Origin of the sequence: Kitasatospora sp. NBC_00374, from assembly GCF_041434935.1 — a bacterium.
In the GTDB taxonomy this organism is placed as follows: domain Bacteria; phylum Actinomycetota; class Actinomycetes; order Streptomycetales; family Streptomycetaceae; genus Kitasatospora.
The window spans coordinates 999539-1013541 of sequence record NZ_CP107964.1; the positions used below are offsets into that span (position 1 = coordinate 999539).

Here is a 14003-nt window from a genome sequence, read left to right on the forward strand (position 1 = left end):
CGCCTCAGGGGTGGTCCGGGCGCGGCGGGCAGGCCCGCCCGCACGGGCCGGCCCGGGCGTCCGAGCTCATCGGCAGCGTGGACAGCGCCGCCGGCGTGCTCCGGCCGCCTGTGCCGTGGGCCGCGACACGCCCGGGAGCGGCCGTCTGCCGCCCACCCCGGCAGGACGCGGGGCGGGCGGGCGCAGGCCGCGCTAGGTTCGGAGCGGTGGGCGGCCCGAGCCGGTACCGCCGCCGCGCGGTGCGGCCCCGGCGACTCGATGCGGGGGTGGGTGTCGGGGAGGGGCCCTCACGAGATATCTTGATATCAAGACGTTCTAGACGTGAAGCGGAGCACCGGTGACTGACTCGACCATCATTTACACGCACACTGACGAGGCCCCGGCCCTGGCAACGTATTCGTTCCTGCCTGTGGTCCAGGCGTACGCCTCGACGGCCGGTGTCAACGTGGAGACGCGTGACATCTCCCTGGCCGGTCGCATCATCGCGAGCTTCCCCGAGCGTCTGGAGGAGGGCCAGCGCATCGAGGACGCCCTCGCCGAGCTCGGCGAGCTCGCCAAGACCCCCGGCGCCAACATCATCAAGCTGCCGAACATCTCGGCCTCCATCCCGCAGCTCAAGGCCGCGGTCGCGGAGCTGCAGCAGCAGGGCTACGCGCTGCCGGACTACCCGGACGACCCGAAGTCGGACGAGGAGCGCGACATCCGCGCCCGCTACGACAAGGTCAAGGGCAGCGCCGTCAACCCGGTGCTCCGCGAGGGCAACTCCGACCGCCGCGCGCCGCTGTCGGTGAAGAACTACGCCAAGGCGCACCCGCACCGGATGGGCGCCTGGACCGCCGAGTCCAAGACCAACGTCGCCACCATGGGCGCCGACGACTTCCGTTCCACCGAGAAGTCCGCGGTGGTCACCGAGGCCGGTTCGCTGCGCATCGAGCTGGCGGCCGAGGACGGCAGCACCACCGTGCTGCGCGAGTCGGTCAAGGTCCTGGCGGGCGAGGTCGTGGACGCCTCCGTCATGCGCGTCGCCGCGCTGCGCGAGTTCCTGGCCGCCCAGGTCGCCCGCGCCAAGGCCGAGGGCGTGCTGTTCTCGGTGCACCTCAAGGCCACCATGATGAAGGTCTCCGACCCGATCGTCTTCGGCCACGTGGTGCGCGCCTTCTTCCCGAAGACCTTCGCCGCGTACGGCGAGGTGCTCGCCGCCGCCGGTCTGAGCCCGAACGACGGCCTGGGCACCATCCTGAACGGCCTGGACGCGCTGCCCCAGGGCGCCGAGATCAAGGCGTCCTTCGACGCCGAGATCGCCGAGGGCCCGGCCCTCGCGATGGTCGACTCGGACCGCGGCATCACCAACCTGCACGTGCCGAGCGACGTCATCGTCGACGCCTCGATGCCGGCCATGATCCGCACCTCCGGCCACATGTGGGGCCCGGACGGCAAGGAGGCCGACACCCTGGCCGTCCTGCCGGACAGCAGCTACTCCGGTGTGTACCAGGTCGTCGTCGACGACTGCCGCGCCAACGGCGCCTTCGACCCGGCCACCATGGGCTCGGTGCCCAACGTCGGCCTGATGGCGCAGAAGGCCGAGGAGTACGGCAGCCACGACAAGACCTTCGAGATCGCCGCCGCCGGCTCCGTGCGCGTCGTCGACGCCGAGGGCAACGTGGTCCTGGAGCAGGCCGTCGCGGCCGGCGACATCTTCCGGATGTGCCAGACCAAGGACCTGCCGATCCAGGACTGGGTCAAGCTCGCCGTCACCCGCGCCCGCGCGACCGGCAACCCGGCCGTGTTCTGGCTCGACGAGGGCCGTGCGCACGACGCCGTCCTGATCGGGAAGGTCCGCGGCTACCTCGCCGAGCACGACACCGAGGGCCTGCAGATCGAGATCCTCTCCCCGGTCGAGGCGACCGCGTTCTCCCTGGAGCGCATCCGCCGCGGCGAGGACACCATCTCGGTCACCGGCAACGTGCTGCGCGACTACCTGACCGACCTGTTCCCGATCCTCGAGCTCGGCACCAGCGCGAAGATGCTGTCGGTCGTCCCGCTGATGAACGGCGGCGGCCTGTTCGAGACCGGCGCCGGCGGCTCCGCGCCCAAGCACGTGCAGCAGCTGGTCAAGGAGAACTACCTGCGCTGGGACAGCCTCGGCGAGTTCCTCGCGCTGGCGGTCAGCTTCGAGCACCTCGCGCAGACCACGGGCAACGCGCGCGCCCAGGTCCTCGCCGACACCCTCGACCGGGCGACCGGCACCTTCCTCAACGAGGACAAGTCGCCGAGCCGCCGCCTCGGTGGCATCGACAACCGCGGCAGCCACTTCTACCTGGCCATGTACTGGGCCCAGGAGCTGGCGCAGCAGACCGACGACGCCCAGCTCGCGGAGGCGTTCGCGGCCCTGGCCAAGACGCTCGCCGAGCAGGAGCAGACGATCGTCGCCGAGCTGATCGCGGTCCAGGGCTCGCCCGCCGAGATCGGCGGCTACTACCAGCCCGACGCCGCCAAGGCCGCCGCGGTCATGCGTCCGTCGGCCACGTTCAACGAGGCCGTCGCGACCCTCGGCTGACGAGGTCCGCGCGGCACCGCACGCAGTGACGGGAGGGGTTCCCGGGCTCACCGGCCCGGGGGCCCCTCCCGCGTGCGTCCGGTGTGCTGCGGCTCCGGGACGGGCGTAGCGTCCTGCGTATGGGTGATGTTCGTGCCGGGCGCCCGTGACGCACCGCCCGCCGGCCTGGCGGCGCACGACGACCGTGCGCCGCTGGACACGACGCTGACCTCGATCGTCCTCCGGTGCGGCGCCGCGTCGGGCGGGGTCTACCTGCTGCCCGCCGCCGAGCCCGTGCTGCAGCTGGCGGTGCTGCGGGGCATGCCCGCCGAGTTCATCGCACCGTGGATCCGCGTGCCGCTCGCCGCGCCGCTGCCGGTGGCCGACGCCGTCCGCGACCGCCGGCTGGTGTGGTCCGGCAGCCAGCAGGAGTTCGCCCGGCTGTACCCGCGGGCCGCGCTGGCGTTCCCTTACCACTTCGCGCTGGCCGCCGCCCCGCTCCGGCGCGGGGAGCGGTGCCTGGGCGCGCTGCTGCTGCTGTGGCCCGCCTCCCACCCGCCGCGGGCCAGCCGCCGCGAGCAGGAGCTGATCGCCGCGGCCTGCGACGAGCTGGCGTCCCTGCTGTCGGAGGCCGAGCGGGCCGGGCGTCCGATCACCGCCCCGTCGCGGCCCCGGCAGCTGCCCATCCGGCTCTCCCCCGCCGCGCTGCCCGCCGACGCCGCGAGCGCGTTCGCCGAACGCCTGCCCGGCGGCAGCTGCGCGCTCGACCTCAACGGCCGGATCACCTATCTCAGCTCCGGCGCGTGCACCCTGCTCGGCGCCCGCCGGGAGCGGCTGCTCGGCGCGCTGCCGTGGCAGGCGCTGCCCTGGCTGGACGGCCCGGAGTACGAGGACCGGTACCGGACGGCGGTGGTCAGCCGCCGGCCCACGGCGTTCACCGCGATGCGCCCACCCGGCCGCTGGCTGTCGTTCCGGCTGTACCCCGACGCCGACGGCACCAGCATCCGGATCACTCCGGCCGGCCGGGGCCGCGCGCCCGACCCCGCCTCGATCCGGCCGCAACCGCCGCCCGCCTCCCGGGCCGGCCAGCTGTACCAGATCATGCACCTGGCGGCCGCCCTCACCGAGGCGGTCAGCGTCAAGGACGTGATCGACCTGGTCGCCGCCCAGGTCCTGCCCGCCTTCGACGCGCAGGGGCTCGCCCTGCTCACCGCCGACGCCGGACGGCTGCATGTGACCGGGTACCGCGGCTACCCGCCGGAGGCCATCGAGCGGTTCAACGACGTCCCGTTGCGCGCGCACCAGACACCCACCGTGGACGCCCTCACCTCCGGGCTGCCCGGCTTCTTCGGCTCCCCGCAGGAGCTGGTCCGGGTGTACCCGGACGTCCCGCTGGTCACCGGGAAGCAGGCCTGGGCCGTCCTGCCGCTGATCACCTCGGGCCGGCCGGTGGGTTGCTGCCTGCTCGCCTACGACCAGCCGCACCGGTTCGCGGTGGACGAGCGCACCGTGCTGACGTCCCTGGCCGGACTGCTCGCGCAGGCCCTGGAGCGCGCCCGCCTGTACGACGCCAAGCTCGGGCTCGCCGGTGAGCTGCAACGGGCGCTGCTCCCCCACACCCTGCCGCGGGTGCCTGGACTCGACATCGCGTCCCGCTACTCGCCGGCCACCCGGGGCATGGACGTCGGCGGCGACTTCTACGACGTCATCCGGCTCGGCGAGGGCGCGGCGGCGGCGGTGATCGGCGACGTCCAGGGGCACAACGCCTCGGCCGCGGCCCTGATGGGCCAGGTCCGCACGGCCGTCCACGCCGCCTCGGGCGCGCCGCCCGACCAGGTCCTCGCCCGCGTCAACCGGCTGCTGTGCGATCTGGACCCGGGCCTGTTCACCACCTGCCTCTACGTCCACCTGGACCTCGCCGGCGGGCGCGCGCTGCTCGCCGACGCCGGGCACCCGCCCCCGCTGCTGCGTGCCCCGGGCAGGCGCACCCGCGCCCTCGAACTCGTGCCCGGGCCGCCGCTGGGCATCGAGCCGGACGCCCGCTACCCGGTCGCCGAGATCCCACTCGACCTCGGCACCCTGCTGCTGCTCTACACGGACGGCCTGGTGGAGAGCCCCGGCACCGAGATCGACCACGGCATCGCCGTCGTCGCCGAGCAGTTGGACCGGGCCGAGGACCCCGCTCTGGACCGGATCACGGACGAGCTGGTCGGCCGGGCCCGGGCGGTCGGCGAACGCGCCGACGACATCGCGACCCTGCTCCTGCGGGTGACCGGGGCCCGCTGAGCGGCGGGCCCGGCGGGCGGCTCAGCGGGGCCGGACCTCGATCGGCCGCATCATCTCGTTGTCCTCGTGGTCCGTGATGTGGCAGTGCCAGGCGTAGCGGCCGGCGAGGTCGAACCGCAGCTTCACCCGGGTGATCTCGCGCGGGTACGCGATCACGGTGTCCTTGTAGCCCGACTCCCAGGCCTCGGGCGGCCGGGCCACCCCGCGGAAGGTCTCCCGGCCGACGACCTCCAGCATCACCTGGTGCACGTGGATCGGATGCGCGTGCCCGGTGAAGTTGTACAACTCCCAGAGCTCGACGGCGTGCTGGTCCGGATCCTCGGTCACCGCGTCGCCCCAGCCGAGCGGGGCGGGCCGGGGGCGCCGGCGGGCGTCCCGGGTGACGGTGCCGAGCATCGCCATCACCGGCACCCGGCGGAAGTCCGTCGAGGTCGTCTCGCTCAGGGACAGTTCACGGGTGCGCTCCGGGGCCCCCAGCGGGGTGACGGCGGGCAGGTCGAGGCGGGCCGGGGGGAGGCTGGTGTCGGTGGAGGCGAGCGGTGTGACGCGGAACTTCATCACCTGGCCGGTGGTGTCCGGGTCGGCGGCCGCGTAGTCGGCGCCCACCGTCCCGCCGGAGAAGGCCTGGTCGGGGCCCTCGTTGACGAGGTAGAGCTCCGTGCCTTCCGGGAGTGCGCCGAAGTCGACGATCACGTCGGCGCGTTCACCCACGCCGAGCAGGATCTGGTCGAGCCGGGCGGGCGCGGCCAGGAACCCGCCGTCGGCGCCGATCTGCCACAGCGGCAGCGCGGCGGGCACCGGGCGGTCCGCCAGCGGGTCCGTGGCGATCTTGAGCAGCAGGGTGCGGGCGTTGCTGCCGTTCAGCAGCCGCAGGCGGTACCGGCGGGGCTCGACCTCCAGGACCGGCCAGGTGCGGCCGTTGACCACGATCGTCTCGGCGAAGGTCTCCGGGTTCCAGATCGGGGGGACGTCCGTGAAGGGCACGAACGGGCCGTCCGGCGGGGTGTCGCCGACGAAGCCGCGATCCGCGGGGAAGAACAGCGAGCCGTCGCTGTCGAAGGACCGGTCCTGGATCATGATCGGGATCTCGTAGTACGCCGTCCCCGGCGGGTCGTCGTGCCCCGGCGCGGGGCCGGGCAGCACACCGGCCGGCAGGTCCGCCTCGCCGCCGCGCAGCAGGTAGAAGCCGCACAGTCCGGCATAGATGTTCAGCCGGGTCAGCCCGAGGGTGTGGTCGTGCCACCAGAGTGCGGCCGCCCGCTGGTCGTTGTCGTACTCGAAAACCGCCGTGCCGGGCTGCCGGACCGCGTCACCGGCGGCCTCGGCGAAGCGCGCGTAGGAGCTACCCGTCCGCGCGTAGCCGTCGGGGAGGTCGACGGCGTCGGGCAGGTACCAGGCCTCGGGGTAGCCGTCCGCCTCCGGCCGGACGTGCCCGCCGTGCAGGTGCGGCACGATCGGCACCGGCCCCCGGTACGGGCCCGGTGTCTGCGTGAACGAGGGACGCGAGTCGCGCCCGTCCTCCCCGCCCGGCGGGTTCGCCCAGTGCAGGGTCGGGTCGACGGGGAGCAGGTGCGGCAGGAACCGCCGCCGCTCGTCGACCAGTTCGTTGGCCCACCAGGTGCGCACCGGGCGGTCCACCGCCGCCTCCAGGGTGAAGGCCGGGTAGTGGAACGAGTCCGGACGGCCCTGCGCGCCGTAGCCCCAGACGGTGGTGGCGGGAAGACCGGGCGGCAGGATCTGCTGGGAGAACTGCCGGACGGCGAGCGTGTAGTCGTCGCGGCCGCCGTCCGCGGCTGCGCGGGGCATCACCGGCAGGACGTTCAGCGGTGTCACGTACTTGGGCACCGCCGCCGGGTCCAACGCGTCGCCGCCGCGCCGTCCGCGCGCGGCCCCGTGCCGCGTCACGGCGGTGGCGGCGCCGGCCGCGGGCTCCCCCAGGCCGAGTACGGCCGCCCCCGCTCCGACGGCGGCGGCCCGCAACAGCTGGCGCCTGCTCATCGAGCCGGTCGCGTGGTCCTGGTCGGGTGTCCCGGCTGAGAGGCCGTCATCTCTGTGCACAGGGCGATGCTATGCGCGAATGGTGCCATTCATGGACATTCTCACCCATCATGCCTGTGTCTCCCGGGCGCCGGGGCGACAGCCGCTCCCGGTCCGGCGGGGCTCCCGGCCGAGCAGGTCCCGGCAGTCCTCGGCCTCGGTCACCTCGGCAGAGCGTCCGCAGGGGGGAGGCAACCGCCGCAGCGGCAACCCCCGTGTCCTTCGCGGCGGGTGGCGGGTCGCCCGGACGATCTCCCGGGCCCGCCCGGCGTATTCGGCGGTCGGGGCGAGGAGCTGACGGGCACCGGTGGCCGTGTCCTTCGACCGGGACGGGCGGCATCCGGGCGCCTCCCGCATCGAGCCTCAACGGGCCTCAGCGGCAGCACAGTTCGAGCGTCCCCAGCCGGTCGACGGTGGCACTGACCAGGTCGCCCGCCGCCAGCGGTGCGGCCGCGGTCAGGCCGCCGGAGAACACGACCTGCCCGGCACGCGGGCCCTCGCCCTCCGCGGCGCGGCGCCGGGCGGGCCAGGCCACGGCGGCGGCCGGATGGCCCATGCAGGCCGCGGCCGGCCTCGGTGAACGGCGGGATCGCCACCCGCGCGCGACGGGCCGGTACAGCGCTCGGGCCTTGGGATCGGCATCGTGCGTGGCCGGCATCGGACGTCCTCGGTTCGTTCGTTCGGAGCGGCCCGTGCCGGTGGGCGCGGGATGCCGGGAACGTGCGCGGTCAGCCCGACTTCGGGATGTAGGCCATCCCGTGCGCGCCCGGCTCGCCGCGCCTGGCGATGTCCAGCCGCGCGAGGGATCGCATCGTGTCCAGGTCGACGACGTCGACGGTGGAGGACGAGACGCAGGCGACGTACCCGATCCGGCCGTCGGCGGACGAGGTGATGGTGAGCGGGAACCGGCCGACGTCGACGGCGCCCAGCCGCTCGTGGCCGGTGGCGGAGAACACCGTGAGCCGCCCGGCCGCCTGGCGCCCGAGCTTGGCCGCGGGGTCGGGCTCCATTCGCAGTTCGCCGACCAGGAGCCGCCCGGTCGAGGTGACGTGGACCGGGAAGACCACGTGCTCCGTCGGCAGCACCTCGGTGATCGATGCGGCCTTGGTGTCGATCACCCGGATCCCGGTGGCCGGCGCCGCCTCGGCCCGGTCCGCGAACGAGCCGTACGGCGCCGCGACGAAGACCTGGGAGCCGTCGGCGGACACCGCGATGCCCTCGCTGCCGGGCACCTCGATCCGGTCGGTGAGCACGCCCCGGTCGAGGTCGACGACGGAGACGAACGGCGCCTCCTTGTTGCTGGCGTAGCCGGCCCGGCCGGCCGGGTCGACGACGAACCAGTGCGGGCCGGGCGCTCCGGTGTCGATGCGCCCGATCGGGCGACGGGTCGCGGTGTCGACGACCACGACCCCGCCGGGGCGGCTCCCGGCGCCCTCCACGCTGACGTACAGGCGGCCGCGGACGGCGTCCAGGGCCAGCCCGTGCGGGCCGTGCTCGGGGGCGAGGTCGACGACCTCGACGATCTTGCGGGTGTCCGGGTCGATGACGGTCAGTTCGCTGCGCCGCCCGCTGTTGGCGTGGTAGTACCCCGAGCGGTAGGTGCTGGCGCACCAGATCAGGCGCTGCAAGGGGTCGAAGCACAGCTCGTGCGGCTCGGCGAGGACGTCGACGGTGTCCAGGTGCCGGTCGGTCGCGGCGTCGAAGAAGGACACGGTGGGGCCGCTCTGGCTGACCACGGCGAGGACGTCGCCGGCCAGGTTGCTACGGACGGACTGCTGCACGGGCAACTCCAGGTGAGATACGGGGTCCGCACTGCTGCGGACCACTCCACTCTCGGAGCCGGGGCACCTGCCGGGCAATGCAAAGATGGGCAAGGGATCTTTGCGCCGGACGCAATCCGCCGCGATCCGCCGCGATGCCGTCCGCCCGAGACCGGAGAGCCCGTGGATCTGAACCCTGCTGAGGGCACTGGACGTACTGCTCCAGGAGAACAGCGTGACCCGCGCCGCCGAGCGGCTGGGCACCTTCGCCATCCCGCTGGACGTCCCGCCGCTGGAGATCGGCATGGCCTGGCACCCGCGGAACACGGCGGACCACGGCCACCGGTGGTTCCGCGGGCATCTGCGGGCCGTCACCGTACGGGGGGTCTCGGGCGCCGCTTCCGGGCGGGCGGCGTCAGGGTGAGGGTGCGGCGTCAGCGCGGCGGGCGGGCGTGCTCTGCGGGAAAGATCTGGCCCAGCAGCCGTCGCAGGGCGTGTCTGTCCGCCTCGTCCAGCGTCTCCAGGCCGCTGAGCTCGGACATCAGCTCGGCGCGGATCTCCTCGACGGTCCGCTGCCCGCTCTCGGTGAGCAGCACGAGCTTGACCCGCCGGTCGGCGGGGTCCGCCTCCCGCCGGACCAGTTCGCGGGCCTCCAGCCGGTCGACGATGCCGGTGACGTTCGAGGCGTCGCAGGCGAGCAGGTCGGCGAGGGTCCGCATGGGCATCGGCTGCCGCAGCAGGCTGAGCATCTTGCCCTGCATCAGGGTGAGGCCGCGTCCGGCCGCGACCGCGGCGAAGTTCCGGTAGTAGGACGCCGCGGCCTGCGCGAGCTGGTCCATCAACTGCACGGATGCGGGGGCCGGCGCCGGTGCGGCCGACGGGACGTGCGGCGCGGGGCGAGTCATGGTTCTAGTGTAGGCGAGATTACTTGACATCTTTAACTATTGAGGATTACCTTCAGATTAGTTGAAGAGTTCAACCATCCAGGCCGTCAACCTCAGCCGTCAACCCACTCGGATCTCAAGGCCCGCCCGATCCACCCCGGGCCGGACCGCCCCAGGAGCCACCCCATGACCGCCGCACTCTTCGTCGTCACCGGCGCCGACCGCTGGACGCTCGCCGACGGCACCCCGCACCCGACCGGCTACTGGGCCGAGGAACTCGCCGAGCCGCACCGGATCTTCAGCGAGGCCGGTTACGAGATCACCCTCGCCACCCCCGGTGGCGTCCCCGCCCCCGTCGACCGGGGCAGCCTCGGTGCGGCGGCCGCGGGCGGCGAGGAGCGCGCCGCCGCGATCGGCTCCTACCTCGACACGATCAGGGCCGGACTCGACGCCCCGGCCGTGCTGGAGGACATCGACCCCGACGGCTTCGACCTGGTCTTCTACCCCGGCGGCCACGGCCCGATGGAGGACCTCGCCCTCGACGAGGCCTCCGGCCGGATCCTCACCCGCACCCTCGACTCCGGCAGGCCGCTCGGCGTGGTCTGCCACGCCCCCGCGGCCCTGCTCGCCGCCCGCCGCGAGGACGGCAGCTGGCCGTTCGCCGGCTACCGCATGACGGCGTTCACCAGCGAGGAGGAGGCGGCCGTCGGCCTGGCCGCCAGGGCGAAGTGGCTGGTGCAGGACCGCCTGACCGAACTCGGCGCCGAGTTCGTCGCGGCCGCCCCGTTCGACCCGCACACCGTGGTCGACCGCAACCTGTACACCGGTCAGAACCCCGGCTCCTCCGCCGCCCTCGCGCAGCGGTTGGTCGACGACCTGTCGAGCGACCCCGCCACGGTGGTGACCCGGCTGCGCGCAGCCTTCGCCACCGGCCGCAGCAGGCCGCTCGCCTGGCGACTGGACCGGCTGGCCGCCCTGCGGACCATGCTCACCGAGCAGAGCGACGTCTTCCTCGCGGCCCTGCGGGCGGACCTCGGCAAGGGCCCCGCCGAGGCGTACCGCACCGAGATCGCCTTCACCCTGAACGAGCTCGACCACACCGTGAAGCACCTGGCGGAGTGGCTGCGTCCGGCGCCGGCCGGCGTCCCCGACGCCTTCCTCCCCGCCGAGGCCCGGGTGGTCCGCGAACCGCTCGGCGTCGTCCTGGTGATCGCGCCGTGGAACTACCCCCTGCAGCTGGCGCTCGCCCCGCTGGTCGGCGCCCTGGCGGCCGGCAACACCGCCGTGGTCAAGCCCAGCGAGCTGGCCCCGGCGACCTCGGCGGCGATCGCCGAGCTGCTGCCCCGCTACCTCGGCCCCGGGACCGTCGCCGTGGTCGAAGGCGCCGTCCCGGAGACCACCGCGCTGCTGGAACAGCGCTTCGACCACATCTTCTACACCGGCAACGGCGCGGTCGGCCGGGTCGTGATGACCGCCGCCGCCAAGCACCTCACCCCCGTCACCCTGGAGCTCGGCGGCAAGAGCCCCGTCGTGGTCGAGCCGGGCGTCGACCTGGCCGCCACGGCCCAGCGGATCGTCCGAGGCAAGTTCCTCAACGCCGGCCAGACCTGCGTCGCCCCCGACTACGTCCTGGCGATCGGCGACGCCGCCGCCGAACTCCCCGCACAGCTGGCCACCGCCGTCCACGCCGCGTACGGCGACGACCCCGCCGCCGACCCGGAGTACGGACGGATCGTCAACGAGCGCCACTTCGACCGGCTGACCGCCCTGCTCGGCAGCGGACGCGTCGTCACCGGCGGCGACCACGACCGCGCCGCCCGCTACCTCGCGCCCACCGTCCTCGCGGACGTCGAGGTCGACGCCCCGGTGATGCGGGAGGAGATCTTCGGCCCGATCCTGCCGATCGTCGCCGTCCCCGACCTCGACGCCGCCATCGCGTTCGTCAACGGCCGCGACAAGCCCCTCGCGCTGTACGCCTTCACCGAGTCGGCGGACACCAAGCGGCGGCTCACCGCGGAGACCTCCTCGGGCGCCCTCGCGTTCGGCCTGCCGGTCTCGCACCTGGCCGTGCCCGAGCTGCCGTTCGGCGGCGTCGGCGAGAGCGGCATGGGCCGCTACCACGGCGAGTACTCCATCGACACCTTCAGCCACACCAAGGCGATCCTCGACAAGCCGCTCGGCTGAGCCCGCCCCCGGACCACCACAGGGAAACGACACGATGACGACGACCCCGTTCCACCCCGACCGGGCACCGGCCCCGGTCGACCACCGCACGGCCGTGGCGGCCGAGACCGCACGGTTCGTGGCCGCGCTCGCCGGCGCCGACCTCAGCACCCCCGTGCCCGGCTGCCCCGGCTGGACACTGGCCGACCTCGTCCGGCACACCGGCAGCGTCCAGCGCTGGTTCTCGGTCCTGCTGCGCCGGCGCGTACAGGAGCCGCCGCGCACCCGGGACGTGGACCTGCGGCTCCCGGCCGACCAGGCGGACTACCCCGGCTGGCTGGCCGCGAGCGCCACCGAGGCGGCCGGCGCGTTCGAGGCCACCGCACCGGACGTGCCGATGTACGCGTGGGGCGCCGACCAGCACGCCCGGTTCTGGGCGCGCCGGATGCTCTTCGAGACCCTGCTGCACCGCGTCGACGCCGAGCAGGCCCTGCGGCTGACCCCCTCGGTCGACCGTGCGCTCGCGCTCGACGGGATCGACGAGTTCCTGGTCAACCTGCCCTTCGCCGGCATCTTCGCGCCCGGGGTGGCCGAGCTGCGCGGCACCGGCGAGACGATCCGCTTCCGCGCCACCGACGGGGACGGGGACGGCGACTGGTGGGTCCGGCTGCGGCCCGACGGCTTCGGCCTCGACCCCGCCGCCCGGGCGGCAGGGCCCGCCGACGCGACGGTGCACGGGGCGGCGGCCGATCTGCTGCTCCTGCTCTACGGCCGCCTGCCCCACGACGCGGCGGCCTTCACGCTCGACGGCGACCGGGGGCTGATCGCCCACTGGTGCGCCAACTCGGCGTTCTGAGCCGCGGGTCGCTCTAGCCGCCGGCGCCGACCAGGCGCAGTGCGGGGCTCGCGGCGGCGGCGCGGGCGGTGGCGAGGGCGTCCTCGGTCGTGCGGGCGCCGGCACGGCCGCCGGTCCGGCCGATCTCGACGATGAGCTCGACGGGGCGGGCCGGTGCGGGATCCCGTGCGGTGAGGGCCTCGTGCCGCCGCCCGGCCGGCGCCTCCTCAGGCGGCCGTGCCGGGCTTCTCGGTGTGCTCCAGCGCCTCGGCCAGCAGCCGCCAGATCTCCGCCGCCAGATCCATGTTGGAGGCCCGGCGGGCGTCCTCGCCCAGCTGCTTGAGCCGGGCGAGCCCGCGGGCCTGGTGGCCCTCGCCGATCAGCAGCAGGCTGTCGAGGGCGTGCAGCCGGATCTGGTCCCGGTAGCTCAGCATCAACTGGTCCCGGTCCAGGCGGTCGAGGAAGCCCCGGGCCGCGACGCGGTCCCCCTCGGCGAAGGCCAGGTGCGCCTGCAGCGTCAGCAGCTCCTGCTCCTGGACGGGCGTGCCGACGAGCGACAGTGCCGTCTGCGCCTCCGCGAGGTACGTGCGGGCCGGTGCGGTGAGGGCGGGCCGGGACTGCAGCGACAGCGAGGCCGCGGCCAGCCGCAGCCGCGCCCACAGCGTGAGGTCGTCACGGCTGTCCAGTGCCTGCGTGGCCTGCCCCAGGTAGGCCCGTGCGCTCTCGTCGTCCCCGAGCCGGGAGTGGACCGTGGCCGCCGACCACAGCGCCTCGGCACGCCGGGTGTTGTCCGGGACGTCCGCCACCAGGTCGAGCAGCTCCTGCACGTGCGCGCGGGCGTCCGGAAGCCGGCCGGCCTCCGCCTCGGTCGCGACCAGCGCCGCCAGCGCGTTCCCGGTGTCGACGGCGGACAGCTGCGCCTCCTTGGCCTCCCGGTAGGTGCGCGCGGCCAGCTCCAACGCCCGGGACGCCTCGCCCGCCGACCTGAGGCACCGCGCGAACCAGGTCCTGGACCGGCACTGGAGCGCGGGCAGCCCGAGCTCGTCGGCGAGCTCGCACAGCTGCTCCAGGGCGGCGAGCTCCTCGGTGCGCTCACCGCGCCGGTGCCAGTACTTGACGATGAGCCACAGGGCCTGCCAGCGCAGCAGGGGGTCCTCGTCGCCCGCCCCCGCGAGCACGTCGATAAGCTCCTCGACGGCCGCGTCGTTGTCCGTCGTCGCCGCCATGCTCAGAGCCTGGGTGAGGGAACCACCGACCGGCCGGGTGTCGAAGGCCGAGCGGTCCACCCCGAGCTGCGCGGCCAGGTAGCTGACCACACGCTCGGTGGGCTGGCGTGCGCCGGACTCGAGACGGGACAGATACCCCGTGGAGATCTCGTCGCCCGCCAGAGCTGCCTGGGAAAGCCCCTGCTGCTGCCTCAGGAACCTGAGGCGCGACCCGAAGGACGACGTTGATGTCATGCAAGTCCCGCAATCATTCCGGGCGGGACACGCGTCGTGTCC

10 protein-coding genes are annotated in these 14003 nt (G+C 74.1%); 5 read left to right on the plus strand and 5 right to left on the minus strand.

What is annotated here, in order from left to right:
* Positions 1–337: 337 nt before the first annotated feature.
* Positions 338–2557, plus strand: coding sequence for an NADP-dependent isocitrate dehydrogenase (locus tag OG871_RS04635; protein ID WP_371494378.1), 2220 nt, complete (start codon positions 338–340; stop codon positions 2555–2557).
* A 126-nt stretch (positions 2558–2683) separates the two neighbouring features.
* Positions 2684–4822 carry a SpoIIE family protein phosphatase gene (locus OG871_RS04640; RefSeq protein ID WP_371494379.1) on the plus strand — a complete coding sequence of 713 codons (2139 nt, stop codon included), beginning with the start codon at positions 2684–2686 and terminating at the stop codon, positions 4820–4822.
* Positions 4823–4843: 21 nt separating this feature from the next.
* Here OG871_RS04640 and OG871_RS04645 read toward each other — a convergent pair whose 3' ends face one another.
* The 3 genes from OG871_RS04645 to OG871_RS04655 all read right to left on the minus strand — a co-directional run bounded on the left by OG871_RS04645 (position 4844) and on the right by OG871_RS04655 (position 8640).
* Positions 4844–6880 carry a multicopper oxidase family protein gene (locus OG871_RS04645; RefSeq protein ID WP_371494380.1) on the minus strand — a complete coding sequence of 679 codons (2037 nt, stop codon included), beginning with the start codon at positions 6878–6880 and terminating at the stop codon, positions 4844–4846.
* A 352-nt stretch (positions 6881–7232) separates the two neighbouring features.
* Positions 7233–7415 carry a hypothetical protein gene (locus OG871_RS04650; RefSeq protein WP_371494381.1) on the minus strand — a complete coding sequence of 61 codons (183 nt, stop codon included), beginning with the start codon at positions 7413–7415 and terminating at the stop codon, positions 7233–7235.
* Between the two features lie 172 nt (positions 7416–7587).
* A complete protein-coding gene (locus tag OG871_RS04655) occupies positions 7588–8640 on the minus strand; it encodes a YncE family protein (protein WP_371494382.1) in 1053 nt (350 codons plus the stop codon).
* 214 nt (positions 8641–8854) lie between these two features.
* Here OG871_RS04655 and OG871_RS04660 point away from each other — a divergent pair, with 214 nt between their 5' ends.
* Positions 8855–9043 carry a hypothetical protein gene (locus OG871_RS04660; protein WP_371494383.1) on the plus strand — a complete coding sequence of 63 codons (189 nt, stop codon included), beginning with the start codon at positions 8855–8857 and terminating at the stop codon, positions 9041–9043.
* A 10-nt stretch (positions 9044–9053) separates the two neighbouring features.
* Here OG871_RS04660 and OG871_RS04665 read toward each other — a convergent pair whose 3' ends face one another.
* Complete coding sequence (locus tag OG871_RS04665) at positions 9054–9524, minus strand: MarR family winged helix-turn-helix transcriptional regulator (RefSeq protein WP_371494384.1); 471 nt, start codon at positions 9522–9524, stop codon at positions 9054–9056.
* Between the two features lie 165 nt (positions 9525–9689).
* On the opposite strand from OG871_RS04665, the gene OG871_RS04670 reads away from it, so the two are divergent.
* Together OG871_RS04670 and OG871_RS04675 are read left to right on the plus strand one after the other, a co-directional pair.
* Positions 9690–11687, plus strand: coding sequence for an aldehyde dehydrogenase family protein (locus OG871_RS04670; RefSeq protein ID WP_371494385.1), 1998 nt, complete (start codon positions 9690–9692; stop codon positions 11685–11687).
* Between the two features lie 34 nt (positions 11688–11721).
* A complete protein-coding gene (locus tag OG871_RS04675; protein ID WP_371494386.1) occupies positions 11722–12522 on the plus strand; it encodes a maleylpyruvate isomerase family mycothiol-dependent enzyme in 801 nt (266 codons plus the stop codon).
* A gap of 206 nt (positions 12523–12728) precedes the next feature.
* Here the strand turns inward: OG871_RS04675 and OG871_RS04680 are convergent, their stop codons facing one another.
* On the minus strand, positions 12729–13961 hold the full coding sequence (locus OG871_RS04680; protein WP_371494387.1) for a helix-turn-helix domain-containing protein: 1233 nt from the start codon (positions 13959–13961) through the stop codon (positions 12729–12731).
* Positions 13962–14003: the final 42 nt, after the last annotated feature.